Raw genomic sequence first — 25,461 nt, 5'->3', positions numbered from 1 at the left:
AACTATTAATCCAAAACCAGTTGTTCCTGTAAGTGGAGGCAATCAAACGGTATGTGCGTCGACTCCAATTCAAACTTTGACTGCTGGAGCGACAGCTCAAACAGGAGAATCAGTAGTCTGGTATGATGCAGCAACAGCAGGAAATAAAGTAACGAATCCAACTTTAAATAGCTTAGGAACGGTAACTTATTACGCAGAAGCAGTAAACAATGCGACATCTTGTGCAAGTACTTCCCGTGTCTCAGTTACATTAACTTTAAACCCAACACCAATTGTTCCAACAAGTGGAGGGAATCAAACGGTATGTGTCTCCTCACCAATTCAAACATTAACGGCTGTGGCTTCAGCTCAAGCAGGAGAAACAGTAGTTTGGTATGATGCAATAACTGGAGGAAACGTAGTATCAGATCCTTCTTTAAGTGCATTAGGAACAATTACCTATTATGCTGAATCGGTGAAAAACACAACACCATGTGTAAGCAACTCTCGAACTTCAGTAACCTTAACTATTAATCCAAAACCACTTGTTCCAACAAGCACTGGAGATCAAACGGTATGTGCGTCGACTCCAATTCAAACTTTGACTGCTGGAGCGACAGCTCAAACAGGAGAATCAGTAGTTTGGTATGATGCAGCAACAGCAGGAAATAAAGTAACGAATCCCACTTTAAATAGCTTAGGAACGGTAACTTATTATGCAGAAGCAGTAAACAATGCGACAGCTTGTGCTAGCGGCTCACGTGTTGCAGTAACTTTAACTTTAAATGCTACTCCAGTTGCTCCAACGAGCGGAGGTAGTCAAACAGTATGCGCTTCTTCTCCATTACAAACCTTAACCGCCACTGCATCGGCTCAAGCTGGAGAAACAGTGGTATGGTATGATGCAGCTACTGGAGGAAACGTAGTTTCAAACCCAACATTGAATTCATTAGGTACTGTTACTTATTATGCAGAAGCGGATAGTAATTCAACACCTTGTATGAGTATTTCCCGTACTGCAGTAACTTTAACAATAAATCCATTACCAGTTGTTCCTGTAAGTGGAGGCAATCAAATGGTATGTGCTAATACGCCAATTCAGACTTTAACCGCTGGTGCTACAGCACAATCAGGTGAATTAATAGTTTGGTATGATGCAGCAGCAGGCGGAAATGTAGTAGCTAGCCCTACTTTAAGTTCATTAGGAACGGTAACTTATTACGCAGAAGCAGTAAACAATATTACAGCTTGTGCTAGCAGCTCACGTGTTGCAGTAACTTTAACTTTAAATCAGAGACCTGTTGTCCCAACTAGTGGCGGAAATCAGACAGTTTGTACAGACGGAACAACAACCCAAACTTTAACAGCTACAGCTACTGGTAATACAGTAACATGGTATACTGCTGCTATTGGAGGAAGTCTAGTTCCAAATCCTAAGCAAGTAGGTGTTGGTACAGTTACTTACTATGCTGAATCTTCAAACGGACTTTGTTCTAGTAGCACTCGTGCAGCTGTTACTTTAACAATTGTAGGTGTAGTTCCAAATCCAATAGCTAACGATCAGACAGTTTGCGCAAATGGAACAACCACTCAAACTTTGACAGCAACAGCTACTGGGAATACAATTACATGGTATACCGCCGCAGTAGGAGGAACTGTTGTATCAAGTCCTACTCAAGTAGGTGTGGGGACGGCAACATATTTTGCAGAATCTTCCGTTGGAAATTGTTTAAGCGCAGCCAGAACTAAAGTTGTTCTAAGTATCACTGCAGTTCCGGCAATACCATCGGCAACGACGAATAAACAACCAACTTGTACTAATTCAACTGGAGAAATCACTTTTGTCAGTCAAACAGGCGCTGAGTACAGTATTGGAAATGGGTTTCAAGACAGTCCTGTTTTCATAAACGTTGCCTCAGGTACATATACAATAAGCGTCCGATATAAGAATAATACCACTTGTGATATTAAGGGTGCGGCTTTGACAATAAGACCAATTCCTCAACAAATTCAATTCGAAATTAACGGAGAGTGTGTAGATAAAGATTATGTGTTAACAGCTACTCCATTGTCTAATTCATATGATCCTAATAATGTTGATTATGAATGGAAAGATAGTGCAGGTATAACTGTAGGAACAAATTCTAATGTTTTTAATGTTTCGAATTTGATTGCTTCAACTTCTGAAAAAGAAATTTTTCCTTTAAATTATACTTTAACAGTAACATCAACTTCAACAGGTTGTCAAACTATAAAAGGAGTAACAGTTGAAACTATAACTTGTAATATTCAAAAAGGAATTTCGCCTGATGGTAACGGAGCGAATGATAACTTCGATTTAAGATTAATGGATGTGAAAAAACTGCAGATATATGATAGATATGGTATAAAGGTTTACAGTCAATCGAATTATACAGACCAATGGAAAGGACAGTCAGATAAAGGCGATGATCTGCCTAGTGCAACATATTATTATGTAATTGAGCTTAATGAAGGTCAATCAAAAACAGGTTGGATATATCTAATCAGAGAAAAACAATAAATTAATTTATTTTTGAAGTCCATGAATATCTTTTGGACGAATAAAACGAAAAAACAAATAGATATGAATAAAATATTTTTGACCTCTCTTTTAGTTCTTATTGCCTATATAGATTCAAATGCGCAACAGAACCCTCATTATACCCAATATATGTATAATATGAATGTCGTTAATCCTGCTTATGCAGGTTCGAAAGAAAGTATTTCTTTTGGAGCATTGTATAGAAAGCAATGGGTTAATATAGAAGATGCTCCAACTTCTTTTACTTTTTCTGGACATGCGCCAGTTGGTAATAATGTTGGACTGGGTTTGTCTTTTATATCAGATAAAATTGGACCTGTAACTGAACAGAATGTGTTTGGAGATTTTTCCTATACTTTGCAATTAAATGAGACAAGCAAATTGGCATTGGGAATAAAAGCGGGTGTCTCATTTCATCAAGTTGGTCTGAGAGATATACAATCTTCCTTACCGGATCCTTCAGAAGGTATTTTTGGTCAAGATATAAATGACGCATCATTAAATTTAGGTGTAGGGGCATTTTATTATACAGATAATTATTATGTTGCTTTTTCAATTCCAAATGTAGCAAAATCAGCCCATTTAGATTATAACGGTCGTGAATACGGTTCAGATGTATCCCATTATTTTTTAACAGCGGGATATGTATTTGACATTAATTATGAATTAAAATTCAAACCCTCGATGATGTTGAAATCTGCATTTAATGTAACTCCTTCCTTAGATGTTTCTGCAAACTTTTTGTACAAAGAAAAATTCGAAATAGGTGCCACTTATAGATTGCAAGATAGTTTTGGTGGAATGGTTAATTTCGCAGTAACACCAGAATTAAGAATTGGTTATGCATACGATCACATTATATCAGATCTGAAAGTGACCACTCCTTCTTCTCATGAATTTATTTTGTTGTATGATCTATTTACGGCTAAAAAAGTTTCACGTTCTCCAAGATTTTTCTAATATTAAACTTTACAATTAATGAAAAAAATTACTATACTGTTGTTTTTGGTGCTAATTAATATTTCACTAATGGCACAAAATAAAGATACGAAGAGTGCTGATAAACTTTTTGACAGATATGAATATAGTTCAGCTGCTAAAGAGTATCTGTCTTTAGTTGAAAAAGGTACTTCTGACCCTTACGTTTATAAACAACTAGGGGATTGTTATTATAATATGTCTAATACTGCTGAAGCAGAAAAATGGTATTCAAAAGCAGTAGAGTCTAAACAAGGTTTAGAGACCTTTTATAATTATGCGCAGATGTTAAAATCAAATGGTAAATATCTAGAATCCGATAAACAAATGAGAGTTTTTGCTGCCATGTCACCTAATGATCAGAGAGCAATAGAATTCAACAATAATCCTGATTATCTTGTGAAGCTAAAAAATATAGAAAAGCTATTTGATATAAATAGAATCACTGTAAATTCTGAAAAATCTAATTTTGGGGCTGTTCTCTATGGTAATTCTCTTTATTTTGCGAGTGCAAGAGATAAAGGAAGCAAAATTTACGGATGGAATAACGAACCTTTTTTAGATTTATATCAGTCTGATTACAATGAAACAGCAGGAACGTATTCAGAACCAACCGCAATTTCAGAATTAAACACGATTTACCACGAAGGTCCATTAACGATGACTAAAGATGGGAATACGATTTACTTTTCAAGTGAAAGTTTTAATCAAAAATTATTTGTAAAAGATAATTCAAAAAAATTAAAATTTGGACAAGTTAGCTTGTATAAGGCTGTTAAGGATGGCGGAAAATGGTCATCAGTTACTCCGCTACCGTTCAATAGTAAAAATTATTCTACGGGTAATCCATCTATAGATAAAGAAGGGAAAACACTTTATTTCGCGTCTAATATGCCTGGCTCAATTGGAGGTACAGACATATGGAAAGTAGTAGTTAATCCCGATGGTACTTTTGAAACTCCAGAGAATCTAGGAGATAAAATAAACACGGTGGGTGATGAAAATTTTCCATTTATATCTGATGATGGCATTTTGTATTTTTCTTCAAATGGTCTAATGGGTTTTGGGGGATTAGATGTTTTTTATGTGGATTTGAATAAAAATGATTCGCCATATAATATGGGGAGCCCTGTCAATACAGAAAAAGACGATTTTTCATTTACATTAAATAAAGAAAAAAACAGTGGGTATTTATCCAGTAATAGAGCGGGTGTAGATAATATCTATAATGCAATCCCAATATGTAAATCAGAGATGCTTGCTATCGTAAAAAATGCCAAAACAAATGCATTATTAGCTAATTCCAGAGTGGTTTTTTTAGATGCTGATAAAACTGTTTTAGATACAAAGATAACTAACGATAAAGGAGAAGCGTTATACAGTACTGATTGCCAAAAACAATTTTCTATCGATGTTTATAAAGATGGGTTTGTTACTAAATCTTATCCTGTTAGTATGATTGAAAAAGGAGTTCGTACGACTATGGATATGTTTATAGATCCGATCGAAATGACTGTCGCAGAAACAGAAATTATATTAAACCCAATTTATTTTGATTACAACAGAAGTAATATTACGCCGCAAGGTGCAACGGAATTGGATAAATTGGTCTATGTAATGTCTCAAAATGATAAGTTGAATATATATGTAAAATCTCATACCGACATTAGAGGTACTGATGAATACAATTTTTACCTTTCGGAAAGAAGGGCTAAATCTACCGTCGCATATATCATTTCAAAAGGGATTAGCGGGGAAAGAATTACAGGTAAAGGTTTTGGGGAATCAGAACTAAAAGTAGATTGCAAAGAGAAATGTACCGAAGAAGAACATGCTTTAAACAGACGTTCAGAATTCATGATCATCAAATAACAAGCAAATAAGGTAAAAAAAAAGGATGTTCAAAAATGGGCATCCTTTTTTTACAACTATTTTCAAAAATATTACCCATGTACGGTTTCGTTTTTTCCGTACTTAACAATAATTGAAGTTTCAAAGTCAATCCATTCTTGCCAGCGTTTGTCTACATCAACGTTATCTGCATATTTTTTGGCAAAACCAATAAAAGTGGTGTAATGCCCAGCTTCAGAAATCATAAGGTCTCTATAAAATTTAGCTAACTCGGGGTCTTTTATGTTTTCTGATAACACTTTAAATCGTTCGCAACTTCTCGCCTCAATCATCGCTGAAAATAATAAACGATCACATAACGCATCTCTTCGGCTTCCATCTTTTTTCATGAACTTAAAAAGTTCATTTACATAATGGTCTTTTCGTTCTCTGCCTAATGTTAAACCTTTACTTTTCATTAAATTATGAACTAATTGTAGATGGTCTAATTCTTCTTTTGCGATAATTAACATTTCGGTAACCAATTCTTCTAATTCAGAATTATAAGTCACTAAACTTATCGCATTTGATGCTGCTTTTTGCTCGCACCACGCATGGTCTGTTAAGATTTCTTCTATGTTCGATTCGACTATATTTACCCAGCGTGGGTCTGTGGCTAATTTTAAACCTAGCATAATGTTGAAATTTATTTAGTTGCAAAATTAGTGTTTTCTTCCTGATTTTTATTCAAAACGAAGGAATTGCAATTAAAATAGTATTATTTTGCACGTATAATTTTATTCAAATAAGAATCAAGTGCAACAACTTTTAATTATTGGTTTTGTGTGGCCTGAGCCCGATTCGTCTGCGGCAGGAGGAAGGATGCTGCAATTAATTTCACTTTTCAAAGAACAAGGATATAACATTACGTTTGCGAGTCCGGCCCAAGACAGTGATTTTATGGTGGATTTGGAAGATATTGGAGTTGAAAAGAAATCGATTGCTTTAAATTGTGCCAGTTTTGATGGCTTTATAAAAGGGTTGAATCCTACTGTTGTCTTGTTCGATCGTTTTATGATGGAAGAGCAATTTGGTTGGCGAGTTGCCGAGAATTGCCCAAATGCCTTGCGATTATTAGATACCGAAGATTTGCACTGTTTACGTTTGTCACGCCAAAAAGCATTCAAAGAAAATCGTTTGTTTCAGACTTCAGATTTAATGACAGAAGAAGTGGCAAAACGAGAAATTGCCAGTATTTTGAGATGTGATTTATCGTTAATGATTTCTAAATTTGAGATGGAGTTACTTACAAGTAGATTTAAAATCGATAAAGCACTTCTGTATTATTTGCCTTTTTTATTGGAACCAATAACTGTATCAGCTTTCGAACAATTCCCGCCTTTTGAAGAAAGGAAAGAATTTGTTTTCATCGGAAATTTTCTTCATGAGCCCAATTGGAATGCCGTTCTATATCTGAAGGAGTCCATTTGGCCGCTTATTAGGAAACAACTTCCTCAAGTTGCTTTGAATATTTATGGTGCCTATCCTTCACAAAAAGTGCTGCAATTGCATCAACCAAAGGAAGGGTTTTTAATAAAAGGTCGTGCTGCTAAAGCACAAGAAGTGGTTTCGAAGGCTCGTGTTGTTTTAGCTCCATTGCGTTTTGGTGCGGGTGTAAAAGGAAAATTGATAGAAGCGATGCAATGTGGAACGCCAAGTGTAACAACTACTATTGGAGCCGAATCAATGCATGGTGATTTACCTTGGAATGGTGCTGTTACCGATAGCCCACAAGTGTTTGCGGATGTAGCAGTACAATTATACAATGATAATAAACGGTGGCTTGAAGCCCAATACAACGGATTAACTATTATCAATCAGCGTTATTTAAAAGGACTGTTTGTGGAAGATTTCAATAAGCAAATACTATTTTTGCAAGCTAATTTGCATCAACACCGATCGAATAACTTTATGGGAGCCATGTTGCAACATCATACGTTAAGCAGTACAAAATACATGTCTCGTTGGATCGAAGCTAAAAATAAATAAAAAAATCCCGTCAAGTTTTATAACATGACGGGACTTGTATTTTAAAAATCAAATTGTTACGCAAGCATTGTAACGGGATTTTCTATAAATTGTTTCAATGTTTGTAAAAATTGTGCTCCAGTTGCACCATCAATTGTTCTGTGATCACAAGCTAAGGAAAGCATCATTGTATTACCAACAACAATCTGACCGTTTTTAACCACTGGTTTTTCAACAATAGCTCCTACTGAAAGGATGGCAGAATTCGGTTGATTGATAATAGAATTGAACTCAACAATTCCAAACATTCCAAGATTAGAAACAGTAAAAGTACTTCCTTCCATTTCAGTTGGGAGTAATTTTTTGTTTTTAGCTCTTCCGGCAAGATCTCTTACGCTTCCGCCAATTTGAGATAAACTCATGGCATCAGTAAATTTCAATACGGGAACTACTAATCCATCTTCAACAGCTACTGCTACTCCAACATTCACATGATGGTTGATGGTAATAGCATCTTCTTTCCATTGGGAATTAATTTTTGGATGTTTTTTCAAAGCCATCGCGCAAGCTTTAATAACCATATCGTTAAAGGATACTTTTGTATCAGGAACGCTGTTTATTATCGCTCTTGATTTCATTGCTTCATCCATTGTAACTTCAATTGTTAAGTTATAATGAGGTGCAGTAAATAAAGATTCTGCCAAACGTTTAGCGATGATTTTTCGCATTTGCGAATTTTTGATTTCTTCTGTGAAAACTTCTCCTGCCGGAACAAATACTTTTGGTGCAGCCACAGTTTCTGTTTTTGCTGGTGCAGATGTTGCCGTAACTGGAGCAGAAGTAGCTTGAGGTGTAAAGTTTTCGATATCGCTTTTTACGATACGTCCATTTTCACCAGAACCTTTTACCTGTGTCAATTGAATTCCTTTGTCACTTGCAATTTTCTTTGCTAATGGCGATGCTAAAATTCTTTGTCCATCCGTTGATGCTTCTTGTACAATTGGTTCTGCTGATTTTTCAGCTGGAGCTGGTTTTGCTTCTTCAGTTGCAGTTGCAGCTTGTGGAGCTCCTCCAGTTTTATAATTTTCAGCAATACCGCTAATGTCAGTTCCTTCAGGTCCGATAATAGCCAACAGACTATCAACTGGAGCCGAATTTCCTTCTTGAATTCCGATATATAATAATGTTCCTTCATTGAAAGATTCAAATTCCATTGTAGCTTTATCAGTTTCGATTTCAGCAAGAATATCACCTTCGGCAACTTTATCTCCTACTTTTTTCAACCAAGTTGCTACGGTTCCTTCGGTCATTGTATCGCTTAAACGAGGCATTGTAACTACCACAACTCCTTGAGGAAGTGATATTGTTGTTGCTGCTACAGGAGTAGTAGCAGTTGTAGTTTCGGAACTTTTAACATCAGGAGCAGTTGCTGTTTCTTTAGATTCAGGTTTAGCTTCAGCCGTATCAGGAGTTGCAGGAGTCGATTTTCCAGCTATTAAAGCGGAAACATCTTCGCCTTCATTTCCTATAATCGCCAGTAAAGAATCTACTGGTGCAGTTTCTCCTTCTGGGATACCTATATATAAAAGAGTTCCTTCATTGAAAGACTCAAATTCCATTGTTGCTTTGTCCGTTTCAATTTCTGCTAGGATATCACCTTCGCTGATTTTGTCACCTACTTTTTTTAGCCAAGCCGCTACCGTTCCTTCCGTCATCGTATCGCTCAAACGAGGCATTGTTATTATTGTTGCCATAATTGATTTATAGTTTATGAGGTAAAAATGGATAGTTTTCTTGATCGTATACTACGTCGTATAATTGTTGGATTTCAGGATAAGGTGATTCTTCAGCGAATTTTACGCATTCTTCAACCAAATCTTTAACTCGCTGATCAATAGCTTCAATCTCTTCTTCTGTAGCATACTTTTGATCTTTAATTACATCTAAAACTTGAGTAATTGGATCAATTTTTTTGTACTCTTCCACTTCATCTTTCGTGCGGTATAATTGCGCATCAGACATAGAATGCCCTCTATAGCGGTAAGTTTTCATTTCGAGGAATGTTGGTCCGTCACCACGACGAGCTCTATCAATAGCCTCTGTCATTGCTTCGGCAACTTTAACGGGATTCATTCCGTCAACTGGTCCACAAGGCATTTCGTACCCTAAACCTAGTTTCCAAATATCAGTATGATTAGCAGTCCTTTCTACAGAAGTTCCCATAGCGTAACCGTTATTTTCTACGATAAAAACGACTGGAAGTTTCCATAACATCGCCATATTAAAGGCTTCATGTAATGAACCTTGACGAGCGGCACCATCACCAAAATAGGTCATAGTAACTCCCCCAGTTTCAAAATATTTATCTGCAAAAGCCAATCCGGCTCCTACTGGAATTTGACCTCCTACAATTCCGTGTCCACCATAAAAACGGTGTTCTTTTGAGAAAATATGCATAGAACCACCCATACCTTTTGAGGTTCCGGTAACTTTACCCATAAGTTCTGCCATTACGCGTCTTGGATCAACACCCATTCCTATTGGTTGTACGTGATTTCGATATGCAGTAATCATTTTGTCTTTTGACAAGTCCATTGCGTGTAAAGCACCAGCAAGAACTGCCTCTTGACCATTGTATAAGTGTAGAAATCCTCTAACTTTTTGTTGAATGTATAATGCTGCAAGTTTGTCTTCAAACTTTCTCCAAAGCAGCATGTCTTCATACCACTTTAAATAAACCTCTTTTGTAACTTCTTTCATTTGGATTTTTTCTTTTGCTTAAGCGTTATTGTGTTATAAAATGTTACTTATAACGCAAAATAGTTTCCTCACACAAATTTGCGAAAAGCAAAAATAAGACATTACAACTAAGAAGTGAAATTTATAGAGTAGTTTTTGGGTTTTTTAAAGGAATTTTTTGTCAAACATGAATGGAAGTAAATTTTTTAGGGATGCTGATTTGTTTACTTCGCCTTCTTCTCCCATAAAGTAAATTTCTATTGGGATGTCTTGTTTTATTTCATATTCTGCGATAGATTGTCTACAGGAACCGCAGGGAGGAATGGGAGTAGTGGTCTTGTTCGTATCTGAAGCGGCAGTAATTGCCATTTTTAAAATTTTTGCTTCCGGATAGATTGATCCAGCATAAAAAACAGCGACTCTTTCTGCACAAAGTCCTGAAGGATAAGCGGCATTTTCTTGGTTTGAACCTAGAATAATTTGTCCGTTGTCTAAAAGTATGGCTACGCCAACTCTAAATTTTGAATAAGGTGCGTACGCTTTTTTTCTTATGGCGACGGCTTCTTCCATTAGGCTGTAAACATCTTTTGGTAATTCTTTAACTGAATCGAAAACTGTGAACTGAGTTGTTATGGAAATTTCTTTCATTCTTTTTTTTTGAGGAAAAAAAATCCAAATCTCATCAAGTTGAAATTTGGATTTATAGTTATTTAAAATTTTTAATACTACTAATATTCATCGTACTTGTCACCGAAATTAAAAGTAAGGGAGAATCTAAGGGTGTTTTCTAATGGATTTTTGACTTTCGAGGCTGAGAATAAGTAAGATACATCTACTTTTACGATATTGTATTTAAATCCTGCTCCAAGCGAGAAAAACTGACGTGCCCCTTTTTGTGGGCTTTCGTGAAAATATCCCATTCTCATTGCAAATGAATCTTGATATAAATATTCAGCACCTGCGGCATACGTGAATTCTTTTAATTCCTCTCCAAAACCATCCGGAGCATCTCCAAATGATTTAACGACACCTGAAACCCATCCGATAGAGCGATAATCTTCAAAATTTTGTGCACGTTCTTCAGTTGTTACCGTTCCGTCTCCGTTTAAATCTGGATTTTGTGGAGTTGGCACTAATAATTTATTAAACTCCAGATTTAAAGCTACTTTATTATAGTCATCAAAAATGAAATCAAAACCAGTTCCTATTTTTAAATTGGCTGGCAAAAAATTAGTACTAAATTCATCGTTGTCATAACTTATTTTTGGACCCAAATTTTGGATGTTAAATCCGCCTCTCCATCTTCCGTTAAATTCGTTAAAAGCAATTTCTTCAGATTGATAGAATCCTGCTACATCAACCGCGAATGAGCTGGCTGGTGTTGCATCACCATTATCAGATGCGACTTTTAAGCTGGAATGAATGTAACGCCCTGCTACTGCCATAGAAAATCGTTCACTTAGTTTTAATGAATAAGAACCGTCAAAGGCAAATTCATTTGGAGAAACTATTCTGGGTACTTCGTCCGGATTGCCAGTTTCACGCAATTCGATGTTACCTAAGCCGAAATAACGCAAGCTTGCTGCAAAGGCACTTTTTTCGTTAAATCTGTTGTAATAAGTCAATTGTCCCAACGAAATATCATTTACTAAATCTGTAAGATAAGGAGTGTAACTCACGGAAAAACCTTGTTTGTCTATTGCAAAGGCATATTTAGCCGGATTCCACTGTTGTGAAAAGGCATCTGCAGAAGATGAAACTCCCACATCAGCCATACCTGCAGCTCTTGCATCTGCAGAAACTAATAAAAACGGAACTCCTGTTGTAATAACTCTATCCTGCGCGTTTGCAAGAAAAATTATAAAAAAACAGATAAAAAGTAAAGCTATTTTTTTCATTTTTATATAAAAATTGATTGGACAAATATAATATTTTATTAAAGTATTACAAGTTTTTCGTACTTTTCAGTCTTTTTATTAGTCAAATTAGATTTTACGGTAAGTTTATATATGTAAACTCCTTTTCCAATTTTACTTCCAAAGTCATCTTTGCCATCCCAAGTAATATCTTTAGATAAAAACCCATCGGTGGTAATGATCTGATTTTTAGTCCAGACCACTTTTCCTGTTATTGTCATAACTTGAACCTGAACTTCAAGAGCTTCGTAAGGTCTATTGTGCGTAAACCAAAACTCCGTGTAATTGACAAATGGGTTGGGGTAGTTCAATACGTGCGTCAATGTTATGGTTTCATCACCAACTACTATAAACTGAATTTCGACTATAATGGGATTGTTATAAACATCCCAAGCTTTGAATGTGATTGTATGTAAGCCTAATGATAAATTATGTAGTGGAAATCGAAGTGTTCCACTAGTATAATCATCTAATGTTGTTTGGTAATAATCGTTTAGTATATAAGGATTATTCACATCGCCATCTAATATTGCAACAATATCATGACCTATTCCGCTGGCTGTATTTATGCCGTTTTCATCTTCAAGAAAAGCAAGAAGGAAAGGAGATTCATTTGTTGTGCCTCCCGAAACAAAAGTTTCGTCATTCATATATAACTTAACTCTTGGACTAATATTGTCTGCGACTGCATTTTCATTTATTCCGCCCACTTTGATGCTTGTATTATAGCCGGTTTCATTTTCTAAAAATTGATTTTTTTTTGCGTAAAAACTGATTTTTCCGTTGGCTAATGGAATACGGATGTCTCGGGGAACGACAAAACTAAATTCAAATTTGCCATTTGTAACTGATGCATTTCCTCTAAATATTGTTTCTCCTAATACATTGAAATTTAGTGGAGCACTATTGCCGTCATTATTGAAAGTTGTTCTTGCAATGATTTTATCAAAAACAGTTGTGGAAAGTTCACCATTATAGGTTGTTAATAAATTGTTATTCTCATCCGTGATTTCGCCGGTCAATTTTATCTTAGATAATGATTTGAAGTCATCAATGGATTGCGATATTGAAATGTCATTAACTTTTGTAAGACTTATTTTTGGTTTTGGTATGGCAAGCATCAAGGCTGGGTCACCTATGTAAAAAACTACATTGGTTGCTGAATTTGGGTTGCTGTTTTTAGAGATGCGCAAAGCTTCGGCAATAGATGTATATTGGTTTGAACCATACGATAATAAGTTTTTGGATAATACATCATTGAAATTTTCGGCGCTATATTGTCCTATTGCTCTTATGGTTGTAATCATAGCAATTGCTCCTCCTTTTGGGTTCCAATACGTATATTCGCCTGCGGTAGGTCTGGACGGATTGTCAAAACGAGAAAATTCACAAGTTATAGTTATGAATAAGGGATATTTATATTGATTGCTTAAGTTTTGGCCATCAGATTTCTCCCAAATGCGTTCGCTGGATAAGCCATCTTCTCCGCCATGTCCCAAATAGTTAAATATTAATGCCCCTTTTTCGAAAGCATTAAAAAAGTCAGTTCTTGCTTTTGGATATCGGAAGCCACCAGCTGATGCTTCTTGGATATAAGAGTCTAAAAGTATTTTAGTGACGTTTAAAAAAGGTTTTTCTGAAGCAATACCATCTGCTAAACTATTTTGTCGGTTCTGTAAACTGGCATCCGATGTTCTATCTGAATCGTCAGAAACTAGAACAATATTATTCCTCCAACTGCCGTAAGATTTTAAGTCATGGTATTCGATTATTTTATTTACCATTTCATCAGCTTGCTTGTTGTCATTGACAAGCATTCTTCCAACAGCAATGTCGATTCCTCCAAAATAGGAAACAATATTTCCTTCGTTTGAATCCATCAATCCATAAAAATCATCAGAAGCGAATGAAGCTTCGCCAGATGTATTACTTTTTAAGGCGTGGTATATAGGAACAATATTGGTGTTATTGGCAATTCGGTTTTTAAAATCATATGAGGCGTCTCCAAAAAGATTTACATATTTTATACGTTTCTCAGGGGTTGAGGCATTTTCATAAATATATTTGATGCAATTTCTTATAGCAGAAATATCTTGTTTACCTGAAGAGAATTCTAGATAAATAGATTCAAGAGAGATTACTTTTACATTTAAATTTGATTTCGAACGATGAAAAACGGCTAATTTTTCTGCTTGATTTGTTAAAAAAGCGGGAGATATAATTGCATAATCAATGTCTTGAAATTGACCTTGAGCATTTTTGAAAATTGTTCCTTTTAAGTTCTGATTGGCAATTTTAGTTTTGGTACTTTTTAAAGGTGTAAGATAATCTGACGTATCAAGTGCAATATATTTTCTAAGCTCACCTAGATTTGATTTAAAACTAAACGTACTCTGATTTGGGTTTTCAGCTTTGGTTACATTATATAGGTCTGTAACATCCCAAACTTCAGGAATACTTGCAGAATTTGCGATAGAATAAGTTGCAACTCCTAAACTAGAATTTGATAAATCATATTGAAAATGAAATTGCTTTCCGTAACCTTGAAGTTTTCTTTTGGCGATAAGCTGGATAAAATCAAGATATCCTTTTGATCCTGGAACCCCGTTGTTATTGTACGTTAATTTAATTTTTACATTTTCGGAAGCAGTGAAAGTGACGTTGCTTGGTAACGATCCGGTATTAAATTCGGTATCTGAATTTGTGTTTAAAGCGGGAAAAGGGATATTTCCTATTTCTTGTCCGTTTGCTGATATTTTGAACGAGGTAGGGGCAAAAGCTGCCGAAGCTACTGTAGCCTTTATTTTAATTGCAGAAGATAGCTCGACGTTTGGAAAATTAAACTCAAATTCTTGTTCTTGATTTATGTCAAAGGATTCGCCAAACCATTGTCTGCCCAAATGTGAGATGTTTACAAGATCTGTTTCATGATATTGTCGGTCATCAAAGGTGTTTATGGTGATTGTGCTGTTTCCTGCAGGCTGATTCATCGGTGCCATTCTTTTTCCTTCGGTATCTTGAACTGTTACATAATAGTAAGACTTTGTATCGTATAAATTAATATTGGTTTGACTTTCTTCATTCCAAGTATCTAATCCCTCCCCATAAAATAAGATATAATCGTCTTCATTAAATACACCATCGTTTTCTCCTATAACTTCAATAGCGTTTTCAGTTAAATCTGAAGGATAGTAGGTGTTGTTTGATAATGGGAGCATTTTTCCCCCATTGCCATAGATTTTTATTTTTTTTGGATCAATGCCACTTGTGGTTAATCCTAACTGTTGTAAGAAACTTTTAGAAATCTTATAAACACCAGATTTCTCTATGTAAAATTGATAAAAATCCCCTGAAGCTAAAATGGAATTAGAAATAATGTTTGTGCTTTTATTGGATTGTAAAATTCTAGAAGAACTACTTTTTGTACTATAAGAAAACGATTTAATCCGCTTGAACCCAAAGTTGTCTTTTACTATCGGGGAAAGCACAAGAAAGGTGTATTTAAGTTCTCGGGCAGTCGTTGTTTTTAAGTAGGCATCAGGTGTTTCGGGTATGTTTTTCGGGTCTAAATCGCCAAGGTAAGATGCTGAAACGGGTTCGTAAATAACGTTGGTAATTTCAATATTATTATTGTTTAAAGAACCAAGTTCTGCTATTTTTAAAGAATAAGTAATTGCTTTTTTTGAGACGTCATAATAATAATTTTCACCGATAAATTGAGGAGCGTTCATTACGATATCCCCAAAAGAAATTTCTTTTTTTTCTAACCATTCAATGGTAATGTTGCCGTTAATTTGGGCAAAAGAGATAAATGGGATTAGAGATAAATAAACTAGAAGTGTTTTTCTCATTGTGTTTTTTAACGGGATTGAGACTGAATTATTACGAATGAGTAAAAATAAATCATTTAGTGTAATTGTAAATAATAAATATTATAAATTTGCGTTTTTGTAATATGATTTTTTGATAAACTTTATTAAAAAAGCATTTTGCAAGTTAATGGTTAATTGTTATATTGCGTCACTTTAAAATTATTACCTACTAAAGAGTATGAAACTAAACAAAATTTTGGCCTTTCGATTGATAATGTCAATACTAATGATTGCAGGTTTGGCTAGTTGCAGTAAAAAATCTAGTTCCAAAAATGCGTCAAGGGCTACCGGATGGAATGTGGATAGTAAGAAAGGTTCAAAAAGTAAAAAACAAGAAGCAGGACCTGGTTTGGTTTTTGTTGAAGGTGGTACATTTACAATGGGTAAAGTACAAGATGATGTTATGCATGACTGGAATAATACGCCAACGCAACAACACGTTCAGTCCTTTTATATGGACGAGACTGAGGTAACAAATTTCATGTATTTAGAATACTTAGATTGGTTAAAACAAGTATTCCCACCAACAGAAGAAAATTATAAAAACATATACGAAGGTGCTTCACCAGATACTTTAGTTTGGAGAAATAGATTAGGTTATAATGAAACGATGACTAATAATTATTTGAGACATCCATCTTATGCTAATTATCCGGTTGTTGGTGTAAACTGGATTCAAGCAGTTGAATTTAGTAAATGGAGAACAGATCGTGTAAATGAAGCTGTTTTAGAAAAAAATGGGTATCTTAAGAAAAATGCTAAAACTCAAGATGTAACCGCTGAAAGTTCTTTTAGTACTGAAACTTATTTAAATAGTCCTACATCAACTTATGGCGGAAATGAAGAGATTGTTTTAAAAGGTAAGAAAGGAGCGAGAGCGCCTAAAGCTGGGAAAGATGGTAAAGTCACAGAAGCTAAAAATATATATGCACAACGTTCTTCTGGAATTATTCTTCCAGAATACAGACTTCCAACTGAAGCAGAATGGGAATATGCAGCTGCAGCAGATGTAGGGCAAAGAGAGTATAATATTTACAAAGGACAGAAAAAATATCCATGGTCAGGAGATTATACTCGTTCAGGAAAAAGACAAAGTAAGGGTGACCAATTAGCCAATTTCAAGCAAGGAAATGGAGATTATGGTGGTATTGCCGGTTGGTCTGATGATGGTGCTGATATTACTAATGCAGTAAAAAGCTATCCAGCAAATGATTTTGGATTGTATGATATGGCTGGAAATGTAGCCGAATGGGTTCAAGATGTTTACAGACCAATTATTGATAATGAATCTAATGATTTTAATTATTTTAGAGGAAATCAATACACTAAAAATAAAATTGGGGCTGATGGTAAGGTTGAAATCGTTACCAAAGATAATATGAAATACGATACGTTGAGTAATGGAAGAGTGATGGCTAGAAATTTCCCAGGACAAATTGCTCAAGTTCCAGTTGATGAACAAGAAACATATTTGAGACAAAATTTTGATAAAAGCGATAATAGAGATTACAGAGACGGTGATAAACAATCTACAAGATATTATAATTTTGGATCTGAAGCAGAGAACGAAAAACAAAAGGAGGAAAAAATCATGTACAATTCTCCTAAACACAATGTAACAACTGACAGTTTAGGGAAGATGGTTAGAAAATATGATAAATCAAGCAAAAGAACTACTTTAATAAACGATGAAGTTAGAGTTTATAAAGGTGGGTCTTGGAGAGATAGAGCTTATTGGTTAGATCCAGCTCAAAGAAGATACTTTCCTCAGGATATGGCTACCGATTATATCGGATTTAGATGTGCCATGTCAAGAGTCGGAGCTAAATCGGACAAAAAGAAATCAGCAAGAAATTAATTTTTCATAAATAATAATCAAAGCCCTTTCATTAGGGCTTTTTTTTAAATCAGTTTTAAATGAATATAGCGAGCATTCATAATTTATTTTTAAAGTGTAAATCAGTTTCAATAGATACTCGTAAAATTGAGCCCAATTCCTTATTTGTAGCCATAAAAGGGGAGCGTTTCGATGCCAATACTTTTGCTAAAGAAGCATTACGAAAAGGAGCGTCTTTTGTGATAATTGATAATGAAGCATATTTCATTGACCAAAGAACTATTTTAGTTGAAGACAGTTTAGTAGCGCTTCAGGAATTAGCGAAGTTTCATCGGGAATATCTAAAATTACCTATTATTGCTCTTACAGGTAGTAACGGGAAGACAACTACAAAAGAACTTATAGCTGTTGTTCTATCGAAAAAATATAAAATCAAAGCTACCGTTGGCAACTTAAATAACCATATTGGTGTGCCATTGACTTTGCTTTCTTTTAATTTAGAAACTGAAATAGGAATTGTAGAAATGGGTGCCAATCACAAAAAGGAAATTGAATTTCTATGTGAATTAGCCAAGCCGGATTATGGCTATATCACTAATTTTGGCAAGGCGCATTTAGAAGGATTTGGTGGAGTAGAAGGTGTGATTGAAGGGAAAAGCGAGATGTATCAATATCTTTTGAAGAATGAGAAATTGGCTTTTATAAATTTAGAAGATCCAATTCAAGTTGAAAAAGCAAAAATATTAAAATCATTTTGTTTTGGAATAAATAATGAAACAGCTGATGTAAATATTACGGAAGTAAAAGCAAACCCTTTTGTGGTAATCCGTCATTCTGATTTTACGATTTCATCTCGTTTAATAGGTCTTTACAATGCTAATAATATAAATGCGGCACTAACTATAGGAAAGTATTTTGATGTAGCGGATTTAGCAATTAAAGAAGCGCTGGAAAGTTATATTCCTGAGAACAATAGATCGCAATTATTAACTAAAGGAACTAACCAAATTATTCTGGATGCTTATAATGCTAATCCAAGTAGTATGAATGTTGCAATCGAAAATTTCCTGCAGTTAGATAATCCAAATAAGATTATGATTTTGGGGGATATGTTTGAGTTGGGGCAGGAAAGTCAAAATGAGCATCAAGCAATTGTAACAATGCTTTTGAATGAAAAAAATGTAACCAGTTACTTTATTGGTAAAGCATTTTATGACAATAGAATTGATAAAAATAATTTTCATTTTTATGAGACATTTGATGCCTTTTCAAGTCGTTTAAAGGAAACTAAAATTGAAAATAGTACTGTTTTAATAAAAGGTTCTAGGGGCATGGCTTTGGAGCGAACATTAGATTTCCTGTAGTAACGAATTCATTTTTTTATTTCAAATACTCATTAAAAAACCAGTGAGATTTTCTTTTTTATGAAGTTCTATTTTTTTTCGTAGTCGGTATCGGGCTAATTCAACACCTCCGCTTGAAATATTCATGATTTCGGCAATTTCTTTCGTGGACATATTCATTAGTAGATAGGTAGATAGATCTAATTCTCGTGGAGAAATTGTTGGATATTTGTCTTTTAATCTTTTTAGGAAATCAAAATGGACATTCTTAATGTGTTTTTCTAAATCCTTCCAACTTTTGTCTGCATTTACTTCCTTCGTAATACTTCTGTTCAGTTTCGTAAATTGGAACTTGGTCGATTCATCAAAGGATGATACATCTATATCTTTTAGCTTATAGATGATTCCGTTCAGGATTTTGTTTTTCTTTACTACTTGCAAGGAATTATTAACAAGTTCCTTGTCTTTTGCTAAAATTTTAATTTGAAGCTTATCATTTTTTAATTTTTCAATTTCTTTTTCCAGTTCATATGATTCTTGCTTAATTTTTGATTCTTTTTCTAAATAAAGTCTTCGCTGTTCTATGGTTTCGTAGTATTTGTTTTTGCGAATTTTTATTTTTATTCGTTTTCTAATAAGAAATACCGATGCTGCAATAAGAAGTAAATAAGCGAAGTAAGCCAGAAAATGCCTGTACCAAGGAGGAGAAATGCAGAAATTTAATATGGTTTGTTCCGATTGTTTACCATAATTAGTTCTAGCTTTTAACTTCATAGTGTAATCGCCTTCTCTTAGATTGGTGTATTCTTTAATGACATTTGTAGACCAATTACTCCATTGGTTATCAAAGCCCTCCAGCTGATAAGAAAATTCAAGATTCTCAAGATTTTCATACGAAGGAGATGAAAAAGTGAATTTTACATGATTAGAAACATATGGAATTTTATAATTATCCAATGCTTTTTGGCCATTTCCTAAAACTATGGTGTCTCCGGGGAAGGAAAAGCCTCTTATATAGGCTTTTGGTTTTGCTTCGTAATTGGTCAATAAATTAGAATCATAATGAGCTAATCCATCTGTTAAACCAATGAATGTATCATTAGGGCCAGTCGTATTTATGGATAGATTATTATATACTATATTACCGGTAAGTTTTGAAAAGGGAGATACAATATTTTTGTAATTACCCGTTTTGGTTTTCATTAAGACGCCTAATGATTCATCAAAAACATACCAAATATTTCCATATTTATCTTGAGTTAAAGTGTTTGTTTTTGGAAGATTAGCAAATAAATCACTCATTTTTTTATCTTCAAAAAATAAATTTTGGTCGTAGGAATAGTTATAAAAGTGATTGTTTGTTTGAAAATAGACCTTGTTTTCCAACTGTTGTATATTTCCAATTCCTTTTACCGTTTCCGACAAATCTTGATATGTTTTTATAGATTCAAACCTTTTCAGGTCGTTACTTAATGTCATTCTATAGGCTAAGTTGTCTTTTTTTATCCAAATGTTTTTTCCTTCCATTTCAAATGATCCAGATGACTTAGAAAAGCCTTCAATTCTATTTTTAAATTGCCAGCCATTTAGTGTTTTTTCAAATATTGAAAAGCCATTATAATTGGAGCCAATTAAATAATTTGGATGATTGGGGATTTGCATAAATTTCCAATAGCCTATGTTGTCCAATATCTTTATAGTTTTTGCTCCCGCTATCAATAGCGCTCCTGTGTTGTGTGAACAAAATAATTGGTCGTCAATCACTTGTATGTTCCATGCTTGTCCGGTAGTTCCTTCTACTAGTTTAAAAGTATCTTCTTTGGTTGAATTATTCCAAGAATGATAAAAAACACCTTGATTAGTAGCTACATATAGATTCCCTTTATGCAATGCCGTACCATAAACAGTACTTAGATTATAACTAAATCCAAAATAAGTAAAAGGAGAGTTTTCATTCACAAAAGAGATTCCGTTATCAAGGCCTAGCCATAGATTGTTTTTGCTGTCAACAAAAGAGGTGAGAACAGTATTGTTTTGCAACCCTTTTGTGCGGTTGATATGTTGAATAATTTTTCCATATAAATCACATACAATTATTCCCTCTAAAACGGAATTGAGTACAATGAATTTATCTTTTATTGCTACACCACCAAGTGAACTATTCTTTCTAATGAAAACATTCGCTTCGGTATTCCAAGGAATCATTTTTTCATTGTCATATATATAAAGACCTTTATTTAAAGTGGCAATTAATAACTTATTTTCTGGTAAAGTAAAAATACCCCAGATTTCTGTGTTATTTAAAATGGTGGAATTTTTTAGTTGGAATAGTTTTCCGTTTTTGTACTCCAATATTCCCATTGAAATATCTTGTATATAAAGGTGGTTTTTTACTTGAAATGAGAATTGGAATCTTTTAGGGGCCTTGAGGATTTTAATTTTTTTGTTTTTAAAGATGTACGTTCTTTCAAATGATTGAAAAATAACTTCGTCATTATGAATGTGTATTTTCCAGATAAAATCCATCAGTTTTAAATTGGACTTGTTTATCATTTTAGACAAAGAAAAATAAACCAATTTCCCTTTTGAATCGGATTTAAAATAACCAAATTCACTGTACCCTCCTACGAAAATTTTTCCTGAGCCATTAATTTTTACGCATCTTACCGCGGTGGAGTTTGGTATATTATATTTTCGCCATGAAGTACCGTCAAATTGGAAAAGACCATTGTTATTAGCAAAATATAAATTGCCATTTTGGTCCTGATCAATATCCCAGTTTTGTGTGCCTCCTTTATAGTCAGTCCTTTTATAATTTTGAATGTCTGGAAGTCCAATGTTTTTGACCTGACTGCAGAGTGCTTGTGTTACTAATAAAATAAGAATATGGTATTTTGTAAATCTCATGATTAAATTCTAAAATGTAATGAATTGATTATTATTTGAAAGAAAATCAATTTCTGTTCGTAAAAGGATAAAAAGCTGGGCTTATTTTTATCAAATTTAAAGAAAAATGTGTCTTTTTCGTTGATTTTATAAATGTAGTGGTTTTTTTTTAAATTAACATTTGTATAACAGTATTATTATAAATTTAAAGCGCTTAAAATAAAACATTTATTTAAATTTTGATGTGTTTTTGTTATGTAATAAAAAAGCCTTTGATGTGTTTTTGTAAGGAATATTTAATGTGAATATAGAAAAAATAGATATAATATTGCTAGAAATTAGTAATTAATTAACCAAAATTTTTAGAAATATGAAATTTACAAAATTGTTTATTTTTTGTTTTTTATCTATTCTATTCTCAGTTTACGCACAAGCACAAGATGTTAATGTAAGCGGAAAAGTTTATGATGAAAACGGATTGCCCATTCCAGGAGTATCTATTTTAATTAAAGGAACTTCTAAAGCTACGGCTTCGGATTTTGATGGGAATTATCAGATAAAAACCGCTTCAAAAAGCACTTTAGTGTTTAGTTATGTGGGTTACATTTCAGTTCAAGAGTCTACTAACGGTAGAAATCGAATTGATGTAAAACTGAACCCTTCAACGGAATCTTTGCAGGAAGTTGTGGTCGTTGGGTATGGTACTCAGAAGAAAAGTGTTGTTACAGGAGCTATTTCCAGTGTTAGGGCTAAAGATCTTGAGAAAGTTCCTAATGGTCGTATTGAACAAGCGCTACAAGGTAGAGTTTCTGGAGTTACTATCGCTGCCAGTTCTGGTCAGCCTGGTGCTTCGTCCACAATCCGTGTTAGAGGTGTAACTACTTTTGGAGAAGGTGGTAATGATCCTCTTTGGGTTGTAGACGGTGTCGTAGTAGATGGCGGGGGAATTGGATTTCTTAATCAATCTGATATTGAATCAATCGAAGTTCTTAAAGATGCTGCCTCAGCTGCGATTTATGGAACACGTGCTGCTACTGGGGTTATTTTGGTTACAACTAAGAAGGGTAAATCTGGAAAAATTTCTGTTAACTATAATGGATTTTCTGGAATTTCATCACCTGAAAAGACGCTACATTTGCTAAACGCAACGCAATATGGTGCTTTGTTAAATGAAAAATCAGTTGCTGCCGGCGGACCGCTTGTGTTCCCTAATTTAGCTGCTTTGGGTGTTGGAACAGATTGGCAAAAAGCTATTTTTAATACAAATGCTTTTCGTTATTCTCACGAATTGAGCATTAGTGGGGGAAGTGATGTCTCAAATTTTTACGCTTCTTTTGGGCTTCAAGATCAAGAGGGGATTGTTTCTACTGAAATTTCTAATTACACTAAAAAGAATTTCCGTTTAAACTCGACACATAAAATTTCTAAAGTATTTACTTTTGGACAAACTTTTGGATTTTCGAGACAAAAAACAATTGGAATCGGAAATACGAATAGTGAATTTGGTGGGCCATTGAGTTCTGCAATCAATTTGGATCCGACTACTCCGATTGTGGAAACCGATCCTGTTAAAGCAAATGGTGCTCCTTATAGTACAAATCCTGTAATCCGTGATGCAAATGGAAATCCTTATGGAATTTCAAGTTTAGTTGGCCAAGAAATGACTAATCCTTTGGCTTATGCCAAAACTAGGTTAGGAAGTTATGGTACTTCTGATGATTTAGTGGGGAATGCTTATTTAGAAGCAGCAATTACAAATCACATCAAGGTTAGATCAACCCTTGGTGGGAAATTATCGACATGGGGAGGTCAAGGTTTTACTCCAGTTTTTTACTTAAGTGCGACTTCAAATGTGCTTAAAAACAGTTATAGTAAAAATGACAATAAAAGTTTTGCATGGAATATTGAAAATATATTAACGTATGCAAATGATTTCGGGAATCATAATTTAACCGTTTTATTGGGTCAAGGATCCTATGTAGATAATATTGGAGGTGGGTCTGGTTCAACATTGTTTGGATTGCCTGTTACAAATTACCATGATGCATCATTTAACTTTGATATACCGCAATCAGATAGGAGTAGTCATACCTTCGATTTGACGGAACATAAATTGACTTCTTTGTTTGCACGTGTAAATTACGATTTTAAGGAAAAGTATTTATTTACAGGAATTATTCGTCGTGATGGTTCAAGTCGTTTTGGAGCAAATAATAAATTTGGAGTATTTCCATCATTTAATTTAGGATGGGTTGTAACCAAAGAAGATTTTTGGAAAGAAAACAAAGTGCTTAATACTTTGAAAATTAGAGGAGGATATGGAGTTGTAGGAAATGATGCAATCCCAAATTTCAGATACCTTTCTTTAGTTGAAGGTGGTTACAATTATTCTTTTGGAAATGCAGGGGCGATAACTACTGGTTATGCGAATCTTACTTTAGATAATCCCGATTTGAAATGGGAGGAAACTTCTCAGACAAATATCGGTTTTGAATCTAGATTTTTCAATGCCGTAAATCTTACGGTAGATTTATACAAAAAAACAACTAATGGAATTTTGCGCCCTATTAATATACCTGGTTATGTTGGGGTCGCTTCAAATCCCACAGGTAACGTTGCTGATATGGATAATAAAGGTATCGAGGTTGAATTAGGTTATAAAAAGACTTTTGGAGATGTAAGTTTTTCTGTTAATGGGAATGTTGCTTATTTAGAAAATAAAGTTACTTATATAGCAGCTGATTCTGATTATATTTCAGGAGATGCTTCTTTTCAATCTATGGGACAAGTGACAAGAACCCAAGTTGGACAATCGTATAATTCATTCTACGGATTTAAAACAGCAGGTATTTTTCAAAATCAGGCTGAAATTGCATCTTATACAAATGCTGCAGGTGGTCTAATTCAGCCAAATGCACATCCTGGAGATTTTCGTTGGATTGATACTGATGGTAATGGTTCAATAGGTGAGAGTGACAAAAAGTTTTTAGGAAGTAATATTCCAAAATATACATTTGGTTTAACCTTGAATTTCGATTACAAAAATTTCGATTTTATGGCATTTACTCAAGGGGCCGCTGGGAATAAAATTTTCCAAGGATTACGCAGATTAGATGTTGGTAATGCTAATTATCAAACTGTAACATTGAGCCGTTGGACTGGTGAAGGAACTTCTAATGATTATCCTAGACTTACAAATAATGATTCGAACGGAAACTTTAGCAATATGTCAGATTTCTACCTTGAAAAAGGGGATTATCTGAGATTGAAATTAGTTCAATTAGGGTATTCGTTGCCTAGTAATGCCATCAGTAAAATTGGAGCCAGCAAAGTCCGTTTGTATATAACGGCCGAGAACTTATTGACTTTAACTAAATATACAGGATATGATCCTGAAATTGGCGGAGGTGTATTCGGTATAGATAAAGGGATTTATCCACAAGCAAGAACGTTTATGTTTGGAGCCAATGTACAATTTTAATAAAATTAA

At 34.3% G+C, this 25,461-nt stretch carries 14 protein-coding genes; 7 read left to right on the top strand and 7 right to left on the bottom strand.

The annotated features are described in order from the left end of the window. The 3 genes from ACFX5F_RS12945 to ACFX5F_RS12935 all read left to right on the top strand — a co-directional run. On the top strand, window positions 1–2,521 hold a 2,521-nt coding region (locus tag ACFX5F_RS12945; protein ID WP_379852420.1), incomplete at its 5' end, for a T9SS type B sorting domain-containing protein. Between the two features lie 63 nt (window positions 2,522–2,584). Beyond that, complete coding sequence (locus ACFX5F_RS12940; RefSeq protein WP_379852418.1) at window positions 2,585–3,502, top strand: PorP/SprF family type IX secretion system membrane protein; 918 nt, start codon at window positions 2,585–2,587, stop codon at window positions 3,500–3,502. An 18-nt stretch (window positions 3,503–3,520) separates the two neighbouring features. Then, window positions 3,521–5,392, top strand: coding sequence for an OmpA family protein (locus ACFX5F_RS12935; protein WP_379852417.1), 1,872 nt, complete (start codon window positions 3,521–3,523; stop codon window positions 5,390–5,392). Window positions 5,393–5,463: 71 nt separating this feature from the next. Here ACFX5F_RS12935 and ACFX5F_RS12930 read toward each other — a convergent pair whose 3' ends face one another. Then, window positions 5,464–6,045 carry a MiaE family protein gene (locus tag ACFX5F_RS12930; protein WP_379852416.1) on the bottom strand — a complete coding sequence of 194 codons (582 nt, stop codon included), beginning with the start codon at window positions 6,043–6,045 and terminating at the stop codon, window positions 5,464–5,466. Window positions 6,046–6,166: 121 nt separating this feature from the next. Here ACFX5F_RS12930 and ACFX5F_RS12925 point away from each other — a divergent pair, with 121 nt between their 5' ends. Then, window positions 6,167–7,399: a glycosyltransferase gene (locus tag ACFX5F_RS12925; RefSeq protein ID WP_379852415.1), complete on the top strand. Its 1,233-nt coding sequence runs from the start codon at window positions 6,167–6,169 to the stop codon at window positions 7,397–7,399. Between the two features lie 56 nt (window positions 7,400–7,455). Here the strand turns inward: ACFX5F_RS12925 and ACFX5F_RS12920 are convergent, their stop codons facing one another. The 5 genes from ACFX5F_RS12920 to porU all read right to left on the bottom strand — a co-directional run bounded on the left by ACFX5F_RS12920 (window position 7,456) and on the right by porU (window position 15,884). Beyond that, the gene (locus tag ACFX5F_RS12920) at window positions 7,456–9,132 is read right to left on the bottom strand and encodes a dihydrolipoamide acetyltransferase family protein (RefSeq protein WP_379852414.1); all 1,677 of its coding nucleotides are present in this window, start codon (window positions 9,130–9,132) and stop codon (window positions 7,456–7,458) included. A gap of 7 nt (window positions 9,133–9,139) precedes the next feature. Continuing rightward, a complete protein-coding gene (gene pdhA, locus ACFX5F_RS12915; RefSeq protein WP_073210253.1) occupies window positions 9,140–10,138 on the bottom strand; it encodes a pyruvate dehydrogenase (acetyl-transferring) E1 component subunit alpha in 999 nt (332 codons plus the stop codon). A 144-nt stretch (window positions 10,139–10,282) separates the two neighbouring features. Next, on the bottom strand, window positions 10,283–10,765 hold the full coding sequence (gene cdd, locus ACFX5F_RS12910; protein ID WP_379852413.1) for a cytidine deaminase: 483 nt from the start codon (window positions 10,763–10,765) through the stop codon (window positions 10,283–10,285). 80 nt (window positions 10,766–10,845) lie between these two features. After that, a complete protein-coding gene (gene porV / locus ACFX5F_RS12905; RefSeq protein ID WP_379852412.1) occupies window positions 10,846–12,015 on the bottom strand; it encodes a type IX secretion system outer membrane channel protein PorV in 1,170 nt (389 codons plus the stop codon). 38 nt (window positions 12,016–12,053) lie between these two features. Beyond that, a complete protein-coding gene (gene porU / locus ACFX5F_RS12900; protein WP_379852411.1) occupies window positions 12,054–15,884 on the bottom strand; it encodes a type IX secretion system sortase PorU in 3,831 nt (1,276 codons plus the stop codon). Between the two features lie 199 nt (window positions 15,885–16,083). Here porU and gldJ point away from each other — a divergent pair, with 199 nt between their 5' ends. Continuing rightward, window positions 16,084–17,763 carry a gliding motility lipoprotein GldJ gene (gldJ, locus tag ACFX5F_RS12895; RefSeq protein ID WP_379852410.1) on the top strand — a complete coding sequence of 560 codons (1,680 nt, stop codon included), beginning with the start codon at window positions 16,084–16,086 and terminating at the stop codon, window positions 17,761–17,763. 59 nt (window positions 17,764–17,822) lie between these two features. Then, window positions 17,823–19,106, top strand: coding sequence for a UDP-N-acetylmuramoyl-tripeptide--D-alanyl-D-alanine ligase (locus tag ACFX5F_RS12890; protein WP_379852409.1), 1,284 nt, complete (start codon window positions 17,823–17,825; stop codon window positions 19,104–19,106). A gap of 21 nt (window positions 19,107–19,127) precedes the next feature. Here the strand turns inward: ACFX5F_RS12890 and ACFX5F_RS12885 are convergent, their stop codons facing one another. Then, entirely contained in the window at window positions 19,128–21,992 is a 2,865-nt protein-coding gene (locus ACFX5F_RS12885; RefSeq protein ID WP_379852408.1) for a triple tyrosine motif-containing protein, read from the bottom strand. Window positions 21,993–22,341: 349 nt separating this feature from the next. Between ACFX5F_RS12885 and ACFX5F_RS12880 the strand changes: the two genes are divergently transcribed. Continuing rightward, window positions 22,342–25,452 (top strand): SusC/RagA family TonB-linked outer membrane protein, encoded by a 3,111-nt coding sequence (locus tag ACFX5F_RS12880; protein WP_379852407.1) that lies wholly within the window; start codon window positions 22,342–22,344, stop codon window positions 25,450–25,452. Window positions 25,453–25,461: the final 9 nt, after the last annotated feature.

Origin of the sequence: Flavobacterium zhoui, from assembly GCF_042787235.1 — a bacterium.
GTDB classification, from domain to species: domain Bacteria; phylum Bacteroidota; class Bacteroidia; order Flavobacteriales; family Flavobacteriaceae; genus Flavobacterium; species Flavobacterium zhoui.
The sequence above is the reverse complement of the archived record's forward strand: the minus strand, read 5'-3'. Positions and strand labels throughout refer to the sequence as shown.

Excerpts from the sequence above, each read along its gene's own strand:
- ACFX5F_RS12940 (WP_379852418.1), top strand. The coding sequence starts at position 2,585 with ATGAATAAAATATTTTTGACCTCTCTTTTAGTTCTTATTGCCTATATA.
- ACFX5F_RS12935 (WP_379852417.1), top strand. The coding sequence starts at position 3,521 with ATGAAAAAAATTACTATACTGTTGTTTTTGGTGCTAATTAATATTTCA.
- ACFX5F_RS12930 (WP_379852416.1), bottom strand. The coding sequence starts at position 6,045 with ATGCTAGGTTTAAAATTAGCCACAGACCCACGCTGGGTAAATATAGTC.
- ACFX5F_RS12920 (WP_379852414.1), bottom strand. The coding sequence starts at position 9,132 with ATGGCAACAATAATAACAATGCCTCGTTTGAGCGATACGATGACGGAA.
- pdhA (WP_073210253.1), bottom strand. The coding sequence starts at position 10,138 with ATGAAAGAAGTTACAAAAGAGGTTTATTTAAAGTGGTATGAAGACATG.
- cdd (WP_379852413.1), bottom strand. The coding sequence starts at position 10,765 with ATGAAAGAAATTTCCATAACAACTCAGTTCACAGTTTTCGATTCAGTT.
- porV (WP_379852412.1), bottom strand. The coding sequence starts at position 12,015 with ATGAAAAAAATAGCTTTACTTTTTATCTGTTTTTTTATAATTTTTCTT.
- porU (WP_379852411.1), bottom strand. The coding sequence starts at position 15,884 with ATGAGAAAAACACTTCTAGTTTATTTATCTCTAATCCCATTTATCTCT.
- gldJ (WP_379852410.1), top strand. The coding sequence starts at position 16,084 with ATGAAACTAAACAAAATTTTGGCCTTTCGATTGATAATGTCAATACTA.
- ACFX5F_RS12890 (WP_379852409.1), top strand. The coding sequence starts at position 17,823 with ATGAATATAGCGAGCATTCATAATTTATTTTTAAAGTGTAAATCAGTT.
- ACFX5F_RS12885 (WP_379852408.1), bottom strand. The coding sequence starts at position 21,992 with ATGAGATTTACAAAATACCATATTCTTATTTTATTAGTAACACAAGCA.
- ACFX5F_RS12880 (WP_379852407.1), top strand. The coding sequence starts at position 22,342 with ATGAAATTTACAAAATTGTTTATTTTTTGTTTTTTATCTATTCTATTC.